The following is a 22,377-nucleotide window of genomic DNA, read 5'->3' as shown; positions in this document are numbered from 1 at the left end:
TCAGGCCGGCACGACGGCTGAAGTCAGGCATCAGAAGTTGAGCTTTAACGAACCAATAAAGGTGCGCTCCTGCCCTGGGTAGCAGCTGGTGTCACCATCACAAGTACCCACATAATGATGGTCCAGCAGGTTTTGCACGTTGAACCCCACCTGCACCGTCTTATTCACCTGATATTTCACCCCGGCATCCACCAGCGCGAAATTTTTAACCGGGATGGTATTGGCGTTATCTCCGAACATGCTACCGATATAGCGAACGCCAGTGCTGAGCAACAACCCATCCAGTACACCTTGATGGAAACCATAATTCACCCAAGCAGATGCCATGTTTTTCGGCACATTGGCCTGTTGTTTGCCTTGATCACCATTGTTGCTTTTGGTGATTTCGGCATTGGTGTAGGTGTAGGAGGCCAGAACGTCGAGGTTAGTGGTCAGTTGTGCCTGTGTTTCCCACTCAATCCCGCGTGAACGCACTTCGCCCGAAGCGACCTGGTAACCAGTGACTAAACCGTTAACGATCTCATTGGTCAGGACATTGGATTTGGTGATGTCAAAGGCGGCCAAGGTCATCAGCAAGTTACTGTCAGGCTGATATTTCACCCCCACTTCATACTGATGTGCCTTGCTGGGATCAAAGGTGCGATTCTGACTATCCGTTCCACTGTTTGGCACAAAGGATTCGGCATAGCTGATGTAGGGTGCCAGCCCGTTACCGACCAGCCAGGTTAAACCAGCACGGCCGGTCCAGGCATCTTTATCGACCCATGAGGTACTGCCGCTTAGGTTGTTTTGTGTGCGCATGCTGATATCGTCATGGCGACCGCCCAAGGTTAAGATCCACTGATCGCTGAGGTGGATCTGATCTTGCAGATACACACCCAACTGCGCGGTGGTCTGGTCATTATTGTTGACTGCGGTCGTGGGGTCGGAAATATCCAAACCATATATCGGATTGGTGATGCTGAGAGCGGGCGCAACAGCACTAAAGCGTTTCGCGTTTGCATCCAACCAGCTGTAATCGACACCGGCCAGCAGTGTATGTGCCACCTGTGCAGTGTTGAAATCCATCTGCATCTGATTATCGATATTGAAAGCTTTCATGTGCTCGTCAAATCGAATCGCGTTGCGTGAAACGCTATCCGTCGTGAAGTCCGGATCGCCTGGCAGCAGGTTGTTCAGGATGGTATCCGTTTGGCCATAACGTAGGTTCTGACGGAACTTAATACTCTCCGAAAGTTGTTGGCTAAATTCGTAGCCCACGCTGTACTGCTCCTGACGAAAATGGTTGTAACTGTAATCGCCCAGCAGCGTGTCAGTGGTTTTGTTGCCTGGATTGGTTAGCACGGCGACGGTTCCGCCAGAAGTATCACGCAGGTAATCGGCACGAAGAGTCAGGCTAGTATCTGCCGATGGCAGCCAGGTCAGTGTTGGCGCGAGATAAAGGCGATTATCTTCAACATGCGGCCCATTGCGATACTGGAATTGTGTATCGCTGTCACGGGCCAGCCCCACAACCCGGTATAGCCACTGGCCGTCTTCATCCAGCTTATCGCTGATATCAAACTGCGCCTGACGGCGGTTGAAATTGCCCAGCTGCAATTCCACCTCATGCACCCCGCGCGCGTCGGGCATTTTGCTGACACGGTTAACAATGCCACCCGCATCGCCAAGACCAAAGAGTGTGGAGGATGGACCGCGCACGATATCGATACGCTCGAGCGCGTAAGGCTCGGTACGGAAGTAGCTATAGCTGTTGTTTAACTGGCGCAGCCCATCGCGGTAATCATTCGTGGTCAGTGCGTTGAAACCGCGAATGTAAATCCAGTCATAACCTTTTGGATCAACACCATAGGTTTCGGTTTTTACGCCAGGGACATAGCGTAAAGCTTCAGTCACACTCTGAACATTCTGGCGGTCCAGTTGTTGACGTGTGATGACGGATACGGACTGCGGTACTTCAAGAAGGGGGGTGTCAGTTTTCGTGGCGCTATTGGTTTGTTCAGGTACTGCGGATGACGTATTGAGTTTTTGAGTGACAGTAAGCGTGTCTTCACCCACATCAGAAGGCATTACTGAGACAGTATCCCCATTCTGTGTCCACGCTAACCCGCTACCGGCCAACAGCTGATCCAGCGCATTTTGCAATGTCATTGACCCTTGCACGGCAGGGGCTGTTTTGTTAGCTAAAGATGTAGGTGCAGCAATCAGCTGAACCTTGGCCTGTCTGGCTAATTGATTAAGTGATGCCGCCAGTGGCTGTGAGGGCAATGCCAGCACCATTGACGTCGCTGCGTAAACGCCTGATACCGGTAGAGCGGCCACCAGCACCACGGCGAGACGCGGCGTACTAAGCGCGCGAAAAACAGAATAAACAGCCATTCATAATCCCCAGAGTTAAGATGAATAATAATCATTCTCTTCTGAAGACGACGCGGGGGCTAAAACCCTGACGTCGATTTTAATTATTTTTATTTTCAGCAGTGTTTAAAGTTATAACCTTTTGATTTTTAATCATCTTTATTTTCACTGGCAACACGCGTGGTAACGCGCTGGCAAAGCTATCAACACGTTCAGTATCAAAACTCCCACTTACCCGCAGGGCCGCGACGCTCGGTGAGTGGAGTTTTAAGGAGACATCGCGATAGCGGGCAAACTCTGCCAGTGCCATATCCAACCGCGTGTTATCCAGCACGATTCTATCCTCACGCCACGCGGCGATGCTTTCAGAGGGCAAGGTAGAGTGTAAAATAATCCGTCCCTGTGCATCACTTAGTGAGCGTTCGGAAGCGTGCAGTACGCTGATATGACGTTGAGCCTGCGGCAAATGTAGATGCTGCATGGCTCGCCACCAGCCATTTTCCCAGCCTCCACGTGGGCCAACACGCACAGCACCGGAACTGACGGCGACCTCGCTGCCTTCCCCACTCAGGGTATGAGGTAGATAGCGTACGCTGAATTCGGTACCCACCACCGTCACACGCGTTGGCCCGCTCAACACCAAGAATGGCTGGCTCGGATTATGCGCCACCTGAAAGAAAGCTTGTCCTTGTGGCATCTCCACTTCTCTACGGTGGGCAAAATAACGGACGTTCAACTGTGTGCCCGCATCCAGCGTGAGCGTGCTGCCGTCAGGAAGCTGAACGGTGCGGATTTCGCCGCGTCCGGTATGCCAACTGGCACTGTAAATCGGTGACGCAAATTCATCACGTAATGGGAAGAAAAGTATCGCGGCCAGCAACAGGAACGTGCACGCTGCAACAACCGGCCACCACAATCGGCTGCGTGGTGTAGCAGGTCGCAGATGTGCGACTGCACTGGCAGGGATGACAGCTGTCTCTTGCCACAGCCCACCCAGATCTTCAAATTCGACCTGATGAGCGGGCACTTGCAACCAGCGTTTAAACTCCGCTTGTTCCGATCGCGTCATGCCTTCCTCCTGGCGGAGTAGCCAATGGATCGCCTGCTCGGCAATCTTCTGGTTGTCATTTCGCGTCATTGTGACTTCCTTGTTAACTGTTCTTCACGCCAACTATCCCGGCTGGCACGGCAGGCCAGCATGGCGCGAATGATGTGTTTTTCCACCATATTGGTGGATATTCCCATGCTCGCGGCGACCTCACTTTGCGATTGACCGTCAATGCGATGACGGATAAACGCTTCCCGGCAACGTGGCGGCAGGGATTCAATGGCGGCAACGATGTGATTGATATATTGCTGGTTCTCAAGCTGATTATCTGGCTGTTCGTAGCCCGGAGCCAGCAACTCATCGGTGGTAATCTCTTGCGAGGGTTCATACTGTTTCTGTAGGCGATAGCGGTCGACCAGAAGATTTCTGGCGATATGGTAGAGCAAACCGCGATGCGAGGAAATCTGTTCCGGGGAAGCCAAGGCGCGGCTGAAAGTCTCCTGGGTGAGCTCCTCAGCGAGGTGTTTGTCCCGCAGTTTACCGCTCAGAAAGCGGAACAATTCCGTATAGTAACGCTCGAACGCTGACAAGGTGGCTTCCCAACACAACCGCACGTTGTGACGTGCGTGAAAGAGTGACAGCCTGTATTTGAATGAAAATCGTTATCGTTATCAAGATGGGGGGAGTGTATTCGTAAAAAAAAACGTCGCTGGGGTGAATTCGAAACGTTATTTAACCAAGCCTCATTGCGAAACAGTGCGCAATCCCATCAACCTCCGCTAAACAACTATAATATTGACTGAATGGCTGCCCGGAATGGGCATGCAGATCATGCTGGCTGTTTCTCTTGCTCATTATCATCGGTGCTTTTGCAGAAGGATGCCCCATGCGAAGTATTCTGAAGGTTCTGTCTGTCACCTTATGTCTGTTGGCCTTTCCCGTTGGTGCAACGGGCACATTGAGTGATGGTTGGGAGTGGCTTAAGCAGGACGTTTCTCAAACTTGGGAACAACCGCAGTATACCGACCTCTATCTTCCCTTCATCAGTTGGCATGCCCGCTTTGCCTACGACAAAGAGAAAACGGATAACTACAACGAGTCGCCATGGGGCGGTGGACTCGGCGTATCGCGTTATAACGAAGAGGGCGACTGGAGTGCACTCTATGCGATGGCATTTAAAGATTCGCACAACAAATGGCAGCCGATTATTGGTTATGGCTGGGAGAAGGGGTGGTATCTGGATCAGGCGCGTGATTTCCGCTTAGGGCTGGGACTGACCGCGGGCATTACCGCACGCGACGACTTCGCGAATTATGTGCCGCTGCCGATTGTCCTGCCGTTATTCTCCGCCGGATATAAACGTTTAAACGTGCAGTTCACCTACATTCCGGGTTCTTACAATAACGGCAACGTGCTCTTTGCCTGGTTCCGCTATGGTTTCTAACACCCTGATTAAGGTGGTTAAGCGCGTCGCTTTGGTATTGCTAACGCTCATCGTGATGTTTTTATTGATACGTGGTTATCAGTCCGAACAAGGCCCCGCGCTGCACCGCTGGCATACCTGGTCCGCTGATGAAATGACGGCAGATCAGATCGACCATGCCAGCTTTGCTGATTATCTTGCACGGGAAGATGTTATCTTCCGCGAGATGAAAACCGAAGTGAGCGATAAGCTCAGCGATGAGGAGAAAACCTCGCTCAATCGGTTTAATGCGCAAAGTCAGGTGTATCCTGCCCATTTCCAGACTAACTGGAACCGCTCTTTTGTGCTTAAACCCACCGGCACGGTGAAAGGCGCTGTGGTGCTGCTGCACGGGTTAACCGACTCACCTTATAGCGTGCGCTATCTGGCGCAGGCTTATCAACAACAAGGCTTTGTTGCGGTGGTGCCAAGGCTGCCGGGCCACGGCACTGCGCCAGGCTCGCTGACCAAAGTGGACTGGAAAACCTGGCTGGCGGTGACACGATTAGCCGTGCGCGAAGCTACGCGACTGGCGGGCACACAAGTTCCTTTACATCTGGTGGGGTACTCGAATGGCGGCGCGTTAGCGATGAAATATGCGCTGGATAGCCAGCAAGATAATGCGCTGCGTAAACCACAACAGCTTGTGCTGCTGTCACCGATGATTGGCGTCACGGCGTATGCACGTTTTGCCGGATTAGCCGGTTGGCCGGCGATTTTCCCGGTCTTTGCTAAAGCCGCATGGCTAAATATTGTGCCGGAGTACAACCCGTTTAAATACAACTCCTTCCCAGTACGTGCCGCGCGCCAGTCATGGCTATTAACCCAGGCTTTACAGGATCAAATTGTGCAACTCTCGCGCCGGGGTGAATTGATCCATTTACCTCCCGTGCTGACATTCCAGTCGGTGCTGGATTCCACCGTTAGCACGCGTGCGGTGGTGAACGCGCTTTATCAATATCTGCCGGAAAACCGCAGCCAGTTAGTGATTTTCGATATTAATCAAGCCGCAAATCTGCGAGCGTTGTTCCGCCCCGCGCTCTATTCAGCGGTGAATACCTTGCTGCCCGCAGCCCCGCGCCACTACGCCACCACGGTGATTACCAACGCCTCCGCCACCACCTATGACACCGTTGCGCGTACTGTCGCCGCGGATCAAACCCAAGAAGTGATCCAGCCGCTGCATCAGGCATGGCCGCAGGATATGTATTCGCTTTCGCATATTGCCGTGCCTTTCCCGCTGACCGACTCCCTGTATGGCCGGGAACCCATGGAGAAGAACCGCTATGGCATCAGCCTCGGCACCATTTCATTACGCGGTGAGACCTCAAGCCTGACGGTGGGATTGGATACCTTGATGCGCAATACCTCGAATCCATTCTTTGACTACATGATGGCGCAAATCAACGCGCGCATAGCCTGCAGTCAGCAAGCGGATGTGCAGCAGTGCCTTAAAGAGTAATGACCTTTTTAAGCAGTGAGCTGGCGAGGATCAGCCGCGAGATAAGCACTGATGCGACAAATGTGACCACTAAGAGCGTGAGTTTTGCCGCCAGTGAGTTGATGGGGATCAGGGCTGTAATCAAATCAAAGACCGAATAGTGAAGGATATAGACACCTGTCATCGTCTTGCTAATGGTGGCCAAGACGGTCTCCTTGAGTGCCACATTGCGACGAAAGCGCACGCGACTGGCGGCCACCACCAGCACCACCACCAGCAGGTAAATTTGCGAGCCGGTCAGGAGAAAGGCGTTCCGATCGGCTTTAAACAACGCAAAGAAAAAGTGTTGCTCATACAGCCAGGTAAACAGGTAGATAAAGGGCAGGGAGATCGCGGCCGCGCGCGTCACGCTCTTGCGGTTGAGCCAATTTTCGATCAGCGGCTCGCATAACAGCTGGCCGGTTAAATAAAACAGTAGCCATGTCCAGATGCGGTACTGGGGTTCAAGCCGAAATAAGCTGACGTCGGGATAGAGCACCGCCAACAAATCGTATCCGTATGAGAACAGAAGTAGCGTGAACACCAGGAAGCCAAAAGTGAGTCGGTGCTGACTCAGCCATGCAACCAAGGGATGGAAGGCGTAAATAACGATAAAGGAAAACACAAACCATGGCTGAATCAAATAGCCGCGCTGGTAGGGTTCCCATAGGTAATAGACCGTCATCCAGAATAGAAAAACGATCACCACATTTCGGATTTTCGTCAACTGCCAGCGCAGGTCCTGCTCGGCTCGCGCATCCATGATGCCCGCCACCACAAAGAACAACGGGGTGGCGATGGTCGAGATAAAGGTCAGAAAAGCCAGAATCCAATGGTAATCATAATCGTAGCGGTCCCAGGTGTTATACAGGGTAAAGAACGTCACCGCCGCCATGCATCCCATGGTTTTGATGACATTCAGCCCGGTGACGTTCATAGCTAAGCGGCGCTCTTAGGACGATGGAAGCAGGCGTAGATCACCGGCAACACTAACAGCGTGAGCACCGTAGCAAACCCCAGCCCAAACATAATGACCACAGCCATGCTCTGGAAGAACACATCACGCAATAGCGGCGCCAGTCCTAACACCGTGGTGAAGGCGGTGAGCAGAATCGGGCGTAAGCGCGAAGTGGCGGCGTAGAGGATCGCTTCATGCTGCGGTTTTGCCTGCTTCTGCTGTTCAATTTCCTCAACCAGCACGATGCCATTACGAATCAACATCCCACTCAGGCTGAGCAAGCCAATCAGCGCCATAAAACCAAAAGGAATACCGGTGATCAGGAAGCCAGGCGTGACGCCAATCAGTGCCAACGGCACGGTCAGCCAGATAGCGACAGCATTCTTCAGTGAGCTAAACATCAGTACCGTAATCACAAACATCACCAGATAACCGAGTGGCAAGGTGCTAAATACCCCGGCCTGGGCATCACTGGAGCTTTCCGCGTCGCCCCCCCATTCGATGCTGTAACCGTGAGGCAGCGGAATCTGATCGATTTGCGGTTTCACACGCGCCAAAATGTCGCCCGAAGTATCGCTGCTGAGCGGATTAGGGTCGGTTTGCACGGTCAGAACACGGCTGCGATCGCGGCGCAGAATCAACGGATCTTCCCACTCCAGTTTAAAACCACTCACCACATTACTCAGCGGGATGTAATGCTGCTGACTTTGGCTCCACACCAGCACATTGTTGAGATGGTTAGCATCCTGTCGTTCACTGGCCGGTGGACGCACCACCACGGGCAACAGATCTGCCCCTTCGCGATACAGTCCCACGCGGCTGCCGGTAAAGTTCATCTGCAAGGCATTATCAACCTCCTGCTTGTCTACCCCGAGTTCACGCCCCAATGCAGGGTTAAACTGTGGGCGAATGACTTTACTGCGGTTTTGCCAGTCATTGCGCACGCTATCGGTGGCAGGATCTTGGGACAGGATATCGCCGACCTGGCTGGCTATCATGCGCATACGATCGGGATCGGGCCCTTTAATACGCACTTCAATTGCACTGCCGCCAGAAGGGCCAAACATCACGCGCTTGGTGCTGGCATTGACTTGCGGATATTGCCGCGCGATGTAGGCATCAATGTTGCGCGAGAGGGCGGCAATTTTTCGCTGATCGTCCACACGCACCATGATTTGCGCATAGTTGCTGTATTGACGCTGCCCGTTATACGTGAGGATAAAGCGCATGCTTCCCTGACCAATGGTGGTCACCGTGGAGACCACCCCTTGCTGCCCAGTGATCGATTTTTCAATGTCGCTGGCCATCTGTTCCGTGGATTTGATGTCCGTGCCGTAGGGCAGCCAGAGATCGACAAAAAAGATCGGCGTATTGGAGGAGGGGAAGAAGTTTTGCCGTACCGAACCAAAGCCCCATACCGACAGCGCCAACAGCACGGCCATCACGGAAAGCGTAATGACTTTTTGGTTGAGCAGCGCTTTCAGGGTGCGCTGGTAAAGCTGGTAAAAACCGCCGTCATAGGGTGATTTGTCGGATTGCACGGCGCTATCCGTTCCCGCTTTGAACAACCACCACTTGATCAACACCGGCGTGATGGTGAGCGCCGAGAACCAACTGAGCATCAGCGAGATCAGCAACACCTGGAACAGGGATTTACAGTATTCGCCGGTGGAATCCTGCGACAAGCCAATCGGCGCGAAGGCCAGAATCGCGATGATCGTCGCGCCGAGCAGCGGAAAGGCGGAGCGGCGAATCACGAAGTTCATCGATGCGACCAGCGAAGAACCCTGCTGGCGGGCAATCAGCACGCCTTCAACAATCACGATGGCATTATCGACCAGCATACTCAGCGCGATGATTAGCGCACCTAACGAGATACGCTGCAACTCTATGCCCCACAGATACATGATCAGCAGGGTGCCCAGGACATTGAGCGCCAGCGATAGTGCGATGATGATGCCGCTGCGCACGCCCATAAAGATCAGTAGCACGCCAACAACAATCGCCAACGCCATCAGGAAGTTGGTGATAAAGCCATTCACCGAATGCGCTACTTCCGCAGCCTGGTCATAAAACATATTGATCTGGATGCCAGCCGGTTTTTCCGCCGACATCTGCTGTAGTTTGGCTTCCAGCGCGCGACCCACATCAATCACGTTGACACCAGGAATGAAGGAGACGCCCATGGTGACGGCGGGTTTTCCGCTCGCGTGGTAGATGCTGGTGGGCGATTCACTCAGTCCGCGTGACAGCGTGGCTATATCGCGCAGACGCGTGGTGGCTGTCGCGCCGATGGGGCTTATCAACAGGTCGCTCAGCTCATCAATGTTCTCAAACTCTCCCGTAGGATGTAGGCGGATTGATTCGGTGCCAGATTTGATATCTCCCGCACTGGACACCACATTCAGACGGCTCAACGCGCTGGAGAGTTGCGTCAAGGTAATACCGCGCGCTGCCATTTTCGTCAGGGAAACATCAACGTTAATTTGCTGTGGAATGACGCCGCCCAACGTCACCTTACCCACGCCGGGGACCAACACCAGTTCGCGCCGCAGCTGTTCGGCATATTGCACCAACTCGGGATTACTGAAGTTGTCACCGGAAATCGCGAAGAAAAAGCCAAACACATCGCCAAAATCGTCATTAACGAAGGGGGCTGCCACGCCCGGAGGGAAAAAGCGTGCCGCATCACCCACACGCCGCCGCAGTTCATCCCAGATCTGGGGTAACTCATTGGAGTGGTAGCGCGAAGCAATGTTGACGGTGATTTGCGATAAACCGTTTGAGGAAATTGAACTGACGTTATCCAGGTAAGGCAGCTGCTGTAGGGCATTTTCCAATGGCAGCGTGACTTCTTCTTCCACCTGCTGCGCGGAGGCACCGGGATATTGGGTGACGACCACCGCTGTTTTAATGGTGAAGGCGGGATCTTCCAGGCGACCAATATTCAGCAGTGCAAAAATACCCCCGACGCCTAACAGCAAAATGGCCAGCCAAACGCGGATTGGGTTATCAATAAACTGTCGGGAGATATCCATTACAGACCCCGCTCACGCGTCCAGATGCGCACCGCTTGTTGGGCATGCAATTCATTAACGCCAGCCGCGACCACGCGCTCACCGGCATGTAATCCTTCGGTGATCACCACACCTTGATCGGTGACTTCGCCGACCGTGACTTTGCGATCTTCTAAGTGCAATTGATCGCCATTGCCTTGTACAACCCAGACATGCGGTTCATTACGTTGGCTATTGTCCGGGTTGAACACCGCCTCGACCGGCACCACCAATGACTCACGACTGACGTTGGCAGGCAGGTTCGCAAGATTAATGGTGACGGTCCCGCTCACTCCGCCAACGGCAGGGAAATCCGCAGGACGCGGCATAGTTAAAATCACCTGCCAGGTCAAAGTATTGCTGCTACTGCTGCCGGTATGCTCTTTGTAGGTTGCTTCAAATTGACGGTCTGGCAACGTATTGATGCGCACGACCGGACGGTAAGTCAGGTTACGGATATCCAGCGCGGTGAAGAGGTTTTCCGGTACGTTGAACACTACATCGAGCAAATCGGTGCGGGTCAAAGTCGCGATGGTTTGGCCAGCAGCAACAACCTGATGATTACGCACGTTCACCGTCGCGGCGGTTCCGCTAAAGGGCGCACTGAGCGTCATCTGACTTAATTCTTCTCGGGCAATTTGTAGCGCAGCATTGGCGGCATCACGATTAGCGCGCTGCACATCCATCTCAGATTGCGATATCGCCTGACGGCCTGAAAGAGTTTGAAAACGCGCAAATTGACGTTGCGCTAGAGTAGCAGCGGTTTGTCGCTCATTGACGCGTTGCTGGGCTTCCCGTGCCACCAAGCGAGCCAGTACTTGCCCTTGTGTCACCGCGTTACCTTGGCGGATTTCCAATGCATCGATCTGCCCACCACGTTTAAACGACAAATCGGTTGAGTCACCCGATTCAATACGGGCGGGAAAGATGCGCTGTTGAGATTGGCCTGAAGCGACGACCTCCACCACTTTGACCATTCTAGGTAGCGGTGAAACTTCCTGTTTTTTTTGATCGCAACCCGTTGTTATTAATATAACAATGGCAATCAGTGAAAAATAACGCATCACAGAGTTCCCCTTTGCAATACCGGTTTAATTTTTAGCGTTATTATTAGCGGCTAATTTATTCGCCCAGCATAGAAACCACCGCGTAAGTAAATAGCCCTACCGCAGAACAGGTGATAATCGCTAACACAACATACAGACTTAGACGTAGCAGACTATAGTCCGGCATCGCGGCCTCCATTAACCTTGACCGCAATCATACGGCGCCACGGTTATAAAATTGGGAGAGATTCATGGGGTTGTTTTTTCTATGAATGAGCATAGTCCCACAAATCAGAATTTGTAAAGTTTGTTGAATTCAATGGAATTTAATCGTTTATCAATATCTTAAACTGCAAGTGTTTATTTTTATGGGCTATTAATCTGCACTTATGGCATTAGAAACTGGCTGCATAATGCGGGTGTTTTTGTTCACTCACTATGATTTATATCATGGTCTCATCAGAAACATCTTATTAATCTATGGGTTAATATTTTCGCTGTTGTTGATTTGATGTTTTTCTTTTTAGGGGTGAATAAGATGAATAACCCTGTGCTACGTTTATAACGTCCATTTTTTCAAATCGATAGTTATGTCGTATAGATTAAATCCCTGCCCATTTCCTGTGGGCAGCCACTAATTGCATATCTTTCAGTTATAACGGGCCTCATCTCAACAGCGCGTCGATGTTTGTCTATGAATTCGAAGTGGATGGATCTGTTAATAACGAGATATCACCGCCTTGATTTCCGAAACAGGATTTGAGGAGAAAGCGATGAATACGGGTAAATCGGAAAGTGCGTACTATCATCTCTCTGTCGATGAAACACTATCGAAAACAGAGAGTTCAGTGGAAGGTATCAGCAGTGCGGAAGCCGCAGCGCGCTTGCAACAGTACGGGGAAAATGCGCTGCCGCAAAAACCCGGTAAGCCTGCGTGGCTACGTTTTCTGGCTCATTTTAACGATGTTCTAATCTATGTCTTGCTAGCGGCAGCGCTGCTTACAGCAGTGATGGGGCATTGGGTCGATACGCTGGTCATTTTAGGCGTGGCGGTGGTCAATGCATTAATTGGTCATATTCAGGAGAGCAACGCCGCGAAATCACTGCAAAGTATTCGCAACATGCTCTCCAGTGAAACGGTAGTGATCCGCGCGGGCAATCATGAAACCTTGCCCACCACTGCGCTGGTTCCGGGTGATGTGGTGGTGATTCGCGCCGGTGACCGTATTCCAGCGGATCTGCGCGTCATCGAGGCGCACAATCTGCGTGTAGAAGAAGCTATCCTTACCGGGGAATCCACGGTCGTTGAGAAAGTCACAGATGCGTTAAGCGGTGATTTACCCTTAGGCGATCGCACCAATCTGCTGTTCTCCGGCACCACTGTTAGTTCGGGTGGGGGTAAAGGGCTGGTGGTCGCCACCGGCGGGGAAACAGAACTTGGACACATCAACCAGATGATGTCCGACATTGAGAAACATCGGACGCCGCTGCTGGTGCAGATGGACAAGTTGGGTAAAGCCATCTTCCTGATCATTCTGGCGATGATGGCCGCACTGTTTGTCTTCAGCCTGCTGTTCCGCGACATGCCGGTTTCGGAGCTGATGCTCTCCTTAATCAGCCTGGCCGTTGCGTCGGTTCCCGAAGGCCTACCGGCCATCATCTCCATCATCCTCTCCCTTGGCGTGCAGACCATGGCGAAGCAGAAGGCGATCATTCGCAAGCTGCCAACGGTCGAAACCTTAGGGGCGATGACGGTTATCTGCTCAGATAAAACCGGCACCCTGACCATGAATGAGATGACGGTGAAAGCGGTGATTACCGCCGACCACATCTATCGGGTCGAGGGTGACAGCTATGAACCTGTCGGGGCGATTCACAAAACCGATGATGCGCTGCCGATTACCGTCACCGAAGGGTCGTTACTGGAACGTTATCTGCGCACCATTGATTTGTGCAATGACAGCCAGTTGGTCAAGGATGAAAGTGGGCTATGGAAAATCACCGGTGGTCCGACGGAAGGCGCATTGAAAGTACTGGCGGCGAAGGGACAGTTGCCGGTAGTGACGACGGAAATGCGCAGTAAAATTCCGTTCGATTCACAATATAAGTATATGTCGACGCTTTATCGTGTCGGTGATGAAGAGCGCGTGTTGGTAACTGGCGCACCTGATGTGCTGTTCAGGCTTTGCCAGCAGCAGCAGACCGAAAACGGCTTACAGCCGCTGGACCTTCCGTGGTGGGAGGCCAAAATCGAAGAGTATGCACGGGAAGGTTTGCGCATGGTCGCGGCGGCTTGGAAACCCGCAATGCCAGGACAAACCACCCTGGACCACTCAGACCTGCAACAGGGCGTGATCTTGCTGGGGATTGCCGGGATGATGGACCCACCACGCCCGGAAGCGATCACCGCGATCCGCGACTGTCTGCAAGCGGGTATTCGCGTCAAAATGATTACCGGCGACCATCCACAAACCGCGATGAGTATTGGTCAAATGCTCGGTATCGGCAATGCCAACAGCGCCATCACCGGACGTGAACTGGAAGTGATGGATGACCACCAATTGAGCGAAGCGGCACAGGCTTACGATATCTTTGCTCGCACCAGCCCCGAAGATAAATTCCGTCTGGTACAGGCGCTGCAAAGTAAAAAAGAAGTGGTAGGCATGACCGGGGATGGCGTGAACGATGCGCCCGCCTTGAAACAGGCCGATGTCGGTGTGGCAATGGGCATTAAAGGGACTGAGGTTACCAAAGAAGCCGCGGATATGGTGTTAACGGATGATAACTTCGCCACCATCGCCAGCGCCGTACGAGAAGGGCGTCGAGTTTACGACAACCTGAAAAAGACCATCTTGTTCATCATGCCCACCAACCTTGCACAGGGACTGCTGATCATCATCGCGCTACTCGCGGGCAATTTAATCCCACTCACGCCGGTATTGATTCTGTGGATGAACATGGCGACATCTGCAACGCTCTCATTTGGTCTGGCGTTTGAGGAGGGTGAGAAAAACATCATGCGCCGCCCACCTCGCGATCCCAAACTGCACGTAATGGATGGCTTTGCGATTTGGCGTGTGATTTTTGTCGGCTCGATGATTGCCATCAGTGCCTTTGTGCTAGAAGCCTGGCTGCAACCACGCGGTTACTCACCGGAGTTTATTCGTACGGTGTTGCTGCAAACCTTGGTAACAGCACAGTGGTTCTACATGTTGAACTGCCGCGTGTCAGATGGCTTCTCATTAAGCAAAGGTCTGTTGATGAATAAAGGCATCTGGATCGTCAGCGCCGTGCTGCTGGTGCTGCAATTGCTGATCATCTATGCGCCGTTTATGCAGTTGCTGTTTGGCACCACCGGACTGCCATTCCGCTATTGGGTGATTACCTTCATCATCGGATTTGTCATGTTCCTGATTGTCGAAATTGAGAAACCGTTAACCCGCAGATTTAGAACGGCCTAGTCAGTTAACAGCACCTGCTCAGGCGGGTGCTGTCTCTTCTTCACTCCCTTGACACCTGAGCTGGCAACATCCTAGACTGCCCCTGTTCCAAGGGGTGCCCAGATAGTGGGCTGAGATTCCACCCGCAGGCGATATGTCGCTGGCAACGTAGTGACCCTCCGAACCTGATCCGGCTAATACCGGCGTAGGGATGCGGGACATAGGGCGCTATCACGCCCTGATTCCATCTTTGTGCTTTGTAGCGGACAGATCACCCTCAGCAGGCTTTACCTGTTTGAGGGACTTCGCACATTCGCCACAGGTGGACCCAAAGATGACCGAAGCCGCTATTATCGATGCGTTGCTGACTTTCCTTCCGCAGCAGAATACGGCCGAAGACGATTTTAACCGTCTTGCGCTTGCTATCTTTGCCTATCAGTTCGAACACAACTCCTCTTACCGACGCTTTGCCCTTCAGCGAGGACGCACACCTTTTACGGTCAAGCACTGGCGCGCCATTCCCGCTATCCCGATTACCGCTTTTAAAGACCTGACCTTGAGTTGTCATGACATTGAAGACGTTGAAGCGGTGTTTATGACCAGCGGCACTACAGGCACGGTAAAAGGGCGCAGCTATCATCCTACGCTCGATGTATGGAAATGTTCGATGACGCAAAATTTCCGCCAACGTTTTATGGCGGGCCGCGAGCGGATTCGCATGGGTATCTTATTCCCGGATAACACCACCTTACCCAATTCCTCACTGGCGCATTACCTGACGTTGGCGAAGCACACTTTTGGCACCGCCGACAGTGCCGTGATGCTCAATGACAATGGACTGGATTGGGATCGCTTGTTCGCGGCGTTGGAACAGGCCGAAGCCAGCGGTGAGCCTTATGCTTTGCTCGGAGCCAGTTATAGTTTTGTGCACTTGCTGGATGAGTTGCAGCGTCAGGGGCGTCGCTTTGCCTTGCCCGAAGGCAGCCGCATTCTGGATACCGGTGGGTTTAAAGGGCAGTCACGCGAGATCGAAGCTGACGACTTTTACAACGCGCTTACTCATGCGTTGGGCGTACCGCGTGAGCAGTGCATCAACATGTATGGCATGACCGAACTGAGCAGCCAGTTCTATGACAACGGCAACGTTGAATGCCCATCGGTGAAATCTGGTCCGCACTGGATCCGTACGCGGGTGGTGAATCCACTCACCGGAGAAGAGGTTCCAGAGGGTGAGATTGGTGTACTGGTGCATCATGATTTGGCTCACTTCAATTCTGCCTCGGCGTTGTTAACCGAAGATGCGGGCGTGGCGGTGGAGGGTGGTTTCCAACTGCTGGGACGCGTCACGGGCGCGGATGCCAAAGGGTGTTCGCTAGCGATGGCTGAGTTTCTCGCGGCAGCGCAGGGTGCCCAGTGAAAGAGTTTGCAGGTTACTTGCCAAGCTGTATCCCACCCGCAGAGGTGCAGTGGCGTACGCTCCACTTCCAGTCTCACGGGGAACAGGTCGAGGTGGCAGTGCCCGATCTTAATGCTGCGCAGATCGCGGTGTTAAGTGACCACGTTCGAACTCATACGCGTCACTATTTGCGTACGCTCAGCGTGGCGAAGATTGTTGCCATTGTCGATAAGGCGATCGCGCGACTGCTGGACCGGAGCCATCCCCTGCGTATTAAAGCGGAAACGCTGCTGCCGATTGTCACCGGGTACGATGGTGAAATGATTCGCAGCGGTCTTACCGGCTATCTAAAAACCTTCCGCCAGCCGCAGTTGAAACGCTTTCTTGCCGAAGACTTTAATGATGCGCAGATACTGGACGATTTTCAGCCGCGTCCGAACGGTGGTTTTGCGCGGGCATTTGGTCCGGAACTGCTGATGCACATTTGGGCGGGCAACGTACTAGGGCTGCCGTTATGGAGTTTGATCTCGGGCTTGCTGGTCAAAGCGGGGTCCATTGGTAAATTGCCCGGTGCCGAGCCGCTGATGGCGGGGTGGTTTGCCGGACTTCTGGCTGAGATCGATCCGCAACTGGGCGAGTGCCTGGCTGTGGTGTGGTGGAAAGGCGGTGATACCACAGTTGAATCGTTGTGGTTCAAGCAGCCCGATACCGTCGTCGCCTATGGTGGCAATCCCACGCTGGCGGCCATTCAGCAGCAGCTCCCCATCACTACACGCTTTTTACCACACGGCCATAAAATCAGCGTGGGTTTGGTGGCGCGCTCGGCATTGGATGCCCGGCAAGGAGCCGAATTGGCGCGGCGAGCTGCTTACGATGTGATGCGCTATGACCAGTCGGGCTGCTACTCGCCGCAAATGCTGTTCATCGAGCGTGGCGGGCGCGTCTCACCCCAAGAATTTTCGGCGTATCTCGCCCACGAGTTGCAGGCTCTGGCGCGCAAACATCCGCGTGGTGAACTCTCTCTGGCGGAAAGGAACAGCATCGCTGCCTGGCGCAACAATGAAGAGATCCGCGCACTGCAAGGCGATCGCACGTTGTACGGTGATGCGATTGAGAACTGGGCAGTGGTGTGCGTGGACAGGTCGGAGCCACTGGTACCTGCGGCACTTGGACGTACGTTGAAGGTGGTGGCCGTAGAGGATATAGCGCAGGCCATCGCGCTGGTGGCTGAGCAGAAAATCTATTTACAAACCGCTGCGGTGGCTGCCGAACCACAGGCGCTGTTCCGCCTTGCCTCTGCGCTGGGGCAGGTAGGGGTGACGCGCATCACGGCGTTTGGACACATGACCTCACCGGCGGCAGGCTGGCATCACGATGGACGATTTAGCCTGCTGGATCTGGTGACCCTCACCGAAATCGAATACGCAGCGGAAGAGGCGGCAGAACGATTCGCGCCGTACGCTGATTAATGGGATCTCACTACAGGAGTTTTTTATGAAATTTGCTGATCGTACCGTGTTGGTCACCGGGGCTAGCCGAGGTATTGGGGCGGCTATCGCCAAAGCCTTCGCCGCTGAAGGCGCATTGGTGGTGGTGAACTATCTGCGCAGTGAGCAAGCAGCAGAGGAAGTGGTGAAAAGCTGTGAGGCGCTCGGCGGTGCGGCTTTCGCGATACGTGCAGACGTGACTTCTCCAGAACAGGTTGCCGCAATGATGGAGCAGATTCTCAATACCACCGGTCGCCTTGATGCGGTGATCAATAATGCTTTTGCCCCTTATGTTTTTGATACCGAAAATCGTCAGCGCTTTTGGGAAACCTCATGGCAGGGCTACCAAAGCCAGTTTGAGGGTGCCGTTGGTGCAGCCTACAACGTGTGCCAGGCTGCCTTGCCACTGATGCGTTCACGTGCGCGCGGCAGCATTGTGAACCTCTCAAGCGATCTGGTGGCCCGTCCTTCGGTGCCTTATCACGATTACGTGACAGCCAAGTCCGCGTTGATCGGTTTTAGCCGTTCGTTAGCAGCGGAGTTAGGCCCGCTGGGCATTCGCGTCAATTGTGTCGCGCCGGGTTTGGTCTATCCCACCGATGCTAGCCGCGCCACACGGGAAGATGTGCGCGACTTTATCACCGCACAAACGCCACTGCGCCGTATTGCCCAACCAGAAGATGTGGCTGGGCCGGTCATGTTCCTGGCTTCAGACTGCAGCGAGTTTGTGACCGGGCAGACGCTGTATGTGGATGGGGGGCTGGTGATGGGGTGAAGGGGGCATTAATAAGAGCATTCTATGAGAATCGAGCGTGGCAGGTACACTTCAGTGAACCGCGTAGGGATAAGATTTTGGTTTGATAGCGAGGCTCAGTAATTGAAGAGCCTCGTTATCCATCTCAAAGTCCTGAACACACAGTCAATAAATCAAATTATGGTGGAAATACTCGATTTTTGTGACAAATAATTGATTAATAAGCATGTCAATCAACTGTAAAGCTAAAATATTTCTTCGAAAGTTCGGCTATTTCACCTTTACTTTTCATATCAATTATCGCAGCGTTAAAAAGCTGAGTATGTTCAGCATCGCCTTTGCGAAAGGCAATACCAACACCCTTACCAAAGTAATGAATGTCACTTATTGTTGGTTCTGATATTTTATATTCCTTACCTTGAGGTAATTTTAAAAATCCCTCTGAAGCCGTCGCTGCATTTGTTAGCGTTGAATCAAGCCTTCCGTTGCTTAAATCCTGGTACACATGATCCTGACTTTCATACGAGACAACTTTTACACCCTTAGGTTGAAGTACTTTGAGTGCATAAGATTCTTGCGTTGTTCCCTGCGTTACCCCGACGCTGGTTCCTGGTGGGAGTGAACTTAATTCTAAGTTACTGGATGATTTTACCACTAATGCTGTGGGAACATCATAAACCGGCACGGTAAAATCTACCTGCTTGCTACGTTCATCAGTGATAGACATCGCAGAAAGAATCGCATCAATTTTGCGTGCTCTTAATGCCGCAATTGAACTGTCGAAATCGACTTCCTTCCAGACGCAGTTTAGATTCATTTTTTTACACAGCGCATTCCCTAACGCATAGTCAAAGCCGGCATAGCTCCCATCAGCATTTTTATATTCAAATGGGGTATAGGTTGGGTCGAACCCTATAATCAGGTCAGTTTTAGCCATGGCAACATTTGCCAGACTCAGTGACAAAAAGACTGATGCGAACTTCAGTGTAAGACTTTTCATATTATTCCTTGCCCTTAGTTTAGTTAAAGTAGGGGAAATATTTCATGAACCATCGGTGCACCTGCCGGAATACAATCTTTGATAGCAGGAAACTCGGGTGATGTTTTCCATGGGCGCGGGGCGTGAGTGATGTCATCCCCTAAAAAGCGCAGAGAGAATGCTCTTCTGCGCGAACTGCCAGAAACCCCCCCTGCGGCATGCAGCGTGAGCATATGGAAGAACAAGGCATCACCAGGCTTAAGTTCCCATCCCAGAATGGGCCAATTGGCACGGTCCGATTCGATATCCGGAAGATCTGCCAGGCTACCCTCAGGGAACCAACTCGCATGGTTATCTTTAAACGTTCTGGGCATTAACCATGGGCCTTTGTGAGAGCCGGCAATGAATTCCAGGGTGGATTCACGGGATACGGGATCGACTGGCAGCCACATACTGCAGTTCATTGCACCTTCAATGTTGTAATAAGGTTGATCCTGATGCCACGGCGTCTTCTGTTTTGTCCCCGGTTCCTTAACTAACAAATGGTCATGGTAAAGTCTGACCTCTTTGCTACCCATGAGCTGTGCGGCAACACTTCCCACGCGGGTTTGATAAATGAATTCTTTGTACTGAGAGATTGATGTCCAGTTGCAAAAATCCTCAAAAAACCAGCCGGGATCTTTTTCGTTACTTGCAACTTTTGCTCTGTCACTGGGGTTCTTTAAATTTTCCTCAATACCTGACTCTAATAGTGAAAGCTCATCCGTATTAAACAGGTTACGGATGCACACGGCGCCGTTTTTCTGAAAAAAATCGATATCTTCCTGCGAAACTAACTCCTGGATCATACATTTACTCCGTTGTTCTGATTGCTGGATTAATCATGTATATACATTTGCACAAAGTGTGCCAGATCCTTATTTTCATTATTAACCCGGTATCTAAACGGATTGCCCTGGACAATTAAAAATTCAGCGCACCTTAATTGTGCATTAACGGTTATAAAATGAGGCATCAGCACTCATTTTGAACCATAAGATTTTCATATTGGCTGCAGGAGATCTTTAACTGTGTAAGCAGCTGCTTTGCTATAAGATCGCTGAAATAAATTATTGAGATAATCCAATGAATATCAACGAGCTGATCAATATTCGTCGGCATCTTCATGCCAATCCTGAGCTTGGCTATAATGAGTTTAAAACAACAGAGCTGATAACAGAATATCTTCTTAAATACGATATCCAGATAACTCATGAATTTTGTGAGACTGGTGTCGTTGGTGTTATATCAAAAGGAACCTCAGACAGAATGATCGGCCTCAGGGCCGATATTGATGCTCTGCCTATGCAGGACAGAAGTAACAATCCATGGGTAAGCTTGTACCCGGGTATAGCGCATGCATGTGGACATGATGGTCATACTGCGATCTTACTGGGCGTAGCGCAGGAATTAGCTCTTAACTGTGAATTCGACGGGACTGTTGTTCTGATTTTTCAGCCTGCCGAAGAAGGTCTGGCAGGTGCCAGGAGAATGATTGAAAACGGTTTGTTTGAGATGTTCCCCTGCTCATCTATTTATGCGCTGCATAACTGGCCGGAGTTAAAGGTAGGTGAGTTAATGACCCGAACTGGTCCAATTATGGCGGCGGGGGATATCTTCGAGATTGAAATCTGCGGGAGCGGGGGACATGCCGCACAACCTCATCTCACCCAGGATATTACACTTGCCATGGGCGAAATCGTGGTAATGCTGAACACGGTGACCTCGCGTGCACTCCATCCGTGCGAACCGGCAGTCATCACCATCACTCAAGTAGAATGTGGGTCATCTCATAATATGATCCCATCTACAGCCAGAATCATTGGTACGGCACGGATGTTTTCACCTAAAGCCCAAGACATGCTCGCATCAAGAATTCATGATGTTGTTATGAAAATTGCAGAGTCCCATGGGGCAAAGGCCCATGTAAATTACATCCGTTGCTATCCCGCCACAATAAACCACATAAGAGAAACCCTGTTATCGATAGATGCAGGTAAAATGTCGGGTATGCGAACCGCAGAGGCCGGGTATCCTGCGCTTACCTCAGAAGATTTTTCGTTTATGTTAGAAAAACGCCCTGGTGCATATGTGTGGCTGGGATCCGGACCCTGCGCCCCTTTGCATCATCCAGAATTTGACTTCAATGATGATGCTATTGAACATGGCGTAAGCTGGTTCCTGAATGTTGTTAAAAGCGAGCTGGCTTAACTTCACTTCAATCGATGTTTGCTTCGTTATTTCGGTGAGTGTAAGACGAGACTAGAGGACGATAAAATAGCAAACTCGTTTCCCTGCCAGCACCGCAAAGTCTCGAACGGATCTAGTTACTCTGCTCAGCATCAGTAAACCGGACATTCTGCTGTCAGATGTCGATGTTAGCAATGTCCGCTCTTGGCACATAACGGCAATTACCTTCTAAAGCTTTTTCCCCGTTCGGCTCCCCAGAATGCCGGACCGTCAGCCCGATTGAGCTAACCGACAAAACCGGCAAGCTTCACCGAATCACGAAGGATGTGTTTCGGGCTTGGGGTCTGATGGCAAGGGCAGAAAGCACCAATATCCTGTCAAAGGCATACGCCCTCTTAAGCACAAGTCCCCTCTGGATTAAAAGCAGATGTCGGCAGTTAAAAGTTATAGGTAATCGGAGTGCCCCGTCTCTGTAGACATTTTCTGTCCTCACGGTGAGGCCTTCCAAAGGCTTCCAGGTTGATGCCTCCCAGGTGGAAGTGGCGTCGGCTTTGGCTCTGTCAAAGCTGATTTATTTTTCTCGATACGAAGGGGTTTGCCATAGGCACCGCCTTTTTTCATACGCACGCAATGTCCGTATCTGGCTCTTAGCAGTCATACCCGCTCGGCATGATCCGCCGTAAG

Annotated in this window: 15 protein-coding genes and 1 riboswitch; of the genes, 7 read left to right on the top strand and 8 right to left on the bottom strand. The window is 52.0% G+C overall.

Features of this window, described 5'->3' with window-relative positions; all coding sequences use genetic code 11:
- Window positions 1-30: 30 nt before the first annotated feature.
- The 3 genes from F3J38_RS00415 to F3J38_RS00405 all read right to left on the bottom strand — a co-directional run bounded on the left by F3J38_RS00415 (window position 31) and on the right by F3J38_RS00405 (window position 3,996).
- A complete protein-coding gene (locus F3J38_RS00415) occupies window positions 31-2,379 on the bottom strand; it encodes a TonB-dependent siderophore receptor (protein WP_167134031.1) in 2,349 nt (782 codons plus the stop codon).
- A gap of 79 nt (window positions 2,380-2,458) precedes the next feature.
- Window positions 2,459-3,496, bottom strand: coding sequence for a FecR family protein (locus F3J38_RS00410; RefSeq protein ID WP_167134028.1), 1,038 nt, complete (start codon window positions 3,494-3,496; stop codon window positions 2,459-2,461).
- Window positions 3,493-3,996, bottom strand: a complete 504-nt coding sequence (locus F3J38_RS00405) for an RNA polymerase sigma factor (protein WP_167134025.1) — start codon at window positions 3,994-3,996, stop codon at window positions 3,493-3,495. Before F3J38_RS00405 ends, F3J38_RS00410 begins: the two co-directional genes overlap by 4 nt.
- A 296-nt stretch (window positions 3,997-4,292) precedes the next feature.
- Here F3J38_RS00405 and pagP point away from each other — a divergent pair, with 296 nt between their 5' ends.
- The gene (pagP, locus tag F3J38_RS00400) at window positions 4,293-4,850 is read left to right on the top strand and encodes a lipid IV(A) palmitoyltransferase PagP (protein WP_167134023.1); all 558 of its coding nucleotides are present in this window, start codon (window positions 4,293-4,295) and stop codon (window positions 4,848-4,850) included.
- On the top strand, window positions 4,840-6,330 hold the full coding sequence (locus F3J38_RS00395) for an alpha/beta hydrolase (RefSeq protein ID WP_167134020.1): 1,491 nt from the start codon (window positions 4,840-4,842) through the stop codon (window positions 6,328-6,330). The genes pagP and F3J38_RS00395 overlap by 11 nt, the downstream gene beginning before the upstream one ends.
- Here F3J38_RS00395 and F3J38_RS00390 read toward each other — a convergent pair.
- Genes F3J38_RS00390 through F3J38_RS00380 form a run of 3 tightly spaced genes read right to left on the bottom strand, consistent with a single transcriptional unit; the run spans window position 6,320 to window position 11,429 of the window.
- The gene (locus F3J38_RS00390; protein ID WP_167134017.1) at window positions 6,320-7,285 is read right to left on the bottom strand and encodes an acyltransferase; all 966 of its coding nucleotides are present in this window, start codon (window positions 7,283-7,285) and stop codon (window positions 6,320-6,322) included. The genes F3J38_RS00395 and F3J38_RS00390 overlap by 11 nt on opposite strands.
- Before the next feature lie 2 nt (window positions 7,286-7,287).
- Window positions 7,288-10,344: an efflux RND transporter permease subunit gene (locus F3J38_RS00385; protein ID WP_167134014.1), complete on the bottom strand. Its 3,057-nt coding sequence runs from the start codon at window positions 10,342-10,344 to the stop codon at window positions 7,288-7,290.
- Window positions 10,344-11,429, bottom strand: coding sequence for an efflux RND transporter periplasmic adaptor subunit (locus F3J38_RS00380; protein ID WP_167134011.1), 1,086 nt, complete (start codon window positions 11,427-11,429; stop codon window positions 10,344-10,346). The genes F3J38_RS00385 and F3J38_RS00380 overlap by 1 nt, the downstream gene beginning before the upstream one ends.
- A 752-nt stretch (window positions 11,430-12,181) precedes the next feature.
- Between F3J38_RS00380 and F3J38_RS00375 the strand changes: the two genes are divergently transcribed.
- From F3J38_RS00375 to F3J38_RS00360, 4 genes are all read left to right on the top strand, one after another.
- Window positions 12,182-14,869, top strand: a complete 2,688-nt coding sequence (locus F3J38_RS00375; protein WP_167134008.1) for a cation-transporting P-type ATPase — start codon at window positions 12,182-12,184, stop codon at window positions 14,867-14,869.
- Between the two features lie 80 nt (window positions 14,870-14,949).
- A riboswitch (TPP riboswitch) is annotated at window positions 14,950-15,077 on the top strand.
- A 105-nt stretch (window positions 15,078-15,182) separates the two neighbouring features.
- The gene (locus F3J38_RS00370) at window positions 15,183-16,265 is read left to right on the top strand and encodes a LuxE/PaaK family acyltransferase (protein WP_167134006.1); all 1,083 of its coding nucleotides are present in this window, start codon (window positions 15,183-15,185) and stop codon (window positions 16,263-16,265) included.
- Window positions 16,262-17,713, top strand: coding sequence for an acyl-CoA reductase (locus F3J38_RS00365; protein ID WP_167134004.1), 1,452 nt, complete (start codon window positions 16,262-16,264; stop codon window positions 17,711-17,713). The genes F3J38_RS00370 and F3J38_RS00365 overlap by 4 nt, the downstream gene beginning before the upstream one ends.
- Before the next feature lie 25 nt (window positions 17,714-17,738).
- Window positions 17,739-18,506 carry a 3-oxoacyl-ACP reductase gene (locus F3J38_RS00360; RefSeq protein ID WP_167134001.1) on the top strand — a complete coding sequence of 256 codons (768 nt, stop codon included), beginning with the start codon at window positions 17,739-17,741 and terminating at the stop codon, window positions 18,504-18,506.
- Between the two features lie 208 nt (window positions 18,507-18,714).
- Here the strand turns inward: F3J38_RS00360 and F3J38_RS00355 are convergent, their stop codons facing one another.
- Both F3J38_RS00355 and F3J38_RS00350 read right to left on the bottom strand, forming a co-directional pair.
- Window positions 18,715-19,485 (bottom strand): transporter substrate-binding domain-containing protein, encoded by a 771-nt coding sequence (locus F3J38_RS00355; RefSeq protein WP_167133999.1) that lies wholly within the window; start codon window positions 19,483-19,485, stop codon window positions 18,715-18,717.
- A 23-nt stretch (window positions 19,486-19,508) separates the two neighbouring features.
- Entirely contained in the window at window positions 19,509-20,312 is an 804-nt protein-coding gene (locus F3J38_RS00350) for a phytanoyl-CoA dioxygenase family protein (RefSeq protein ID WP_167133996.1), read from the bottom strand.
- Between the two features lie 283 nt (window positions 20,313-20,595).
- Here F3J38_RS00350 and F3J38_RS00345 point away from each other — a divergent pair, with 283 nt between their 5' ends.
- Window positions 20,596-21,714 (top strand): amidohydrolase, encoded by a 1,119-nt coding sequence (locus F3J38_RS00345; protein ID WP_369410988.1) that lies wholly within the window; start codon window positions 20,596-20,598, stop codon window positions 21,712-21,714.
- Window positions 21,715-22,377 lie beyond the last annotated feature (663 nt).

This window comes from Candidatus Pantoea formicae, assembly GCF_011752625.1.
Lineage (GTDB): Bacteria > Pseudomonadota > Gammaproteobacteria > Enterobacterales > Enterobacteriaceae > Pantoea > Pantoea formicae.
This window is presented reverse-complemented; position numbering and strand designations above follow the sequence as displayed.

Coding starts and splice junctions, on each gene's coding strand:
- F3J38_RS00415 (WP_167134031.1), bottom strand. CDS start 2,379: ATGGCTGTTTATTCTGTTTTTCGCGCGCTTAGTACGCCGCGTCTCGCC.
- F3J38_RS00410 (WP_167134028.1), bottom strand. CDS start 3,496: ATGACGCGAAATGACAACCAGAAGATTGCCGAGCAGGCGATCCATTGG.
- pagP (WP_167134023.1), top strand. CDS start 4,293: ATGCGAAGTATTCTGAAGGTTCTGTCTGTCACCTTATGTCTGTTGGCC.
- F3J38_RS00395 (WP_167134020.1), top strand. CDS start 4,840: ATGGTTTCTAACACCCTGATTAAGGTGGTTAAGCGCGTCGCTTTGGTA.
- F3J38_RS00390 (WP_167134017.1), bottom strand. CDS start 7,285: ATGAACGTCACCGGGCTGAATGTCATCAAAACCATGGGATGCATGGCG.
- F3J38_RS00385 (WP_167134014.1), bottom strand. CDS start 10,344: ATGGATATCTCCCGACAGTTTATTGATAACCCAATCCGCGTTTGGCTG.
- F3J38_RS00375 (WP_167134008.1), top strand. CDS start 12,182: ATGAATACGGGTAAATCGGAAAGTGCGTACTATCATCTCTCTGTCGAT.
- F3J38_RS00370 (WP_167134006.1), top strand. CDS start 15,183: ATGACCGAAGCCGCTATTATCGATGCGTTGCTGACTTTCCTTCCGCAG.
- F3J38_RS00360 (WP_167134001.1), top strand. CDS start 17,739: ATGAAATTTGCTGATCGTACCGTGTTGGTCACCGGGGCTAGCCGAGGT.
- F3J38_RS00355 (WP_167133999.1), bottom strand. CDS start 19,485: ATGAAAAGTCTTACACTGAAGTTCGCATCAGTCTTTTTGTCACTGAGT.
- F3J38_RS00350 (WP_167133996.1), bottom strand. CDS start 20,312: ATGATCCAGGAGTTAGTTTCGCAGGAAGATATCGATTTTTTTCAGAAA.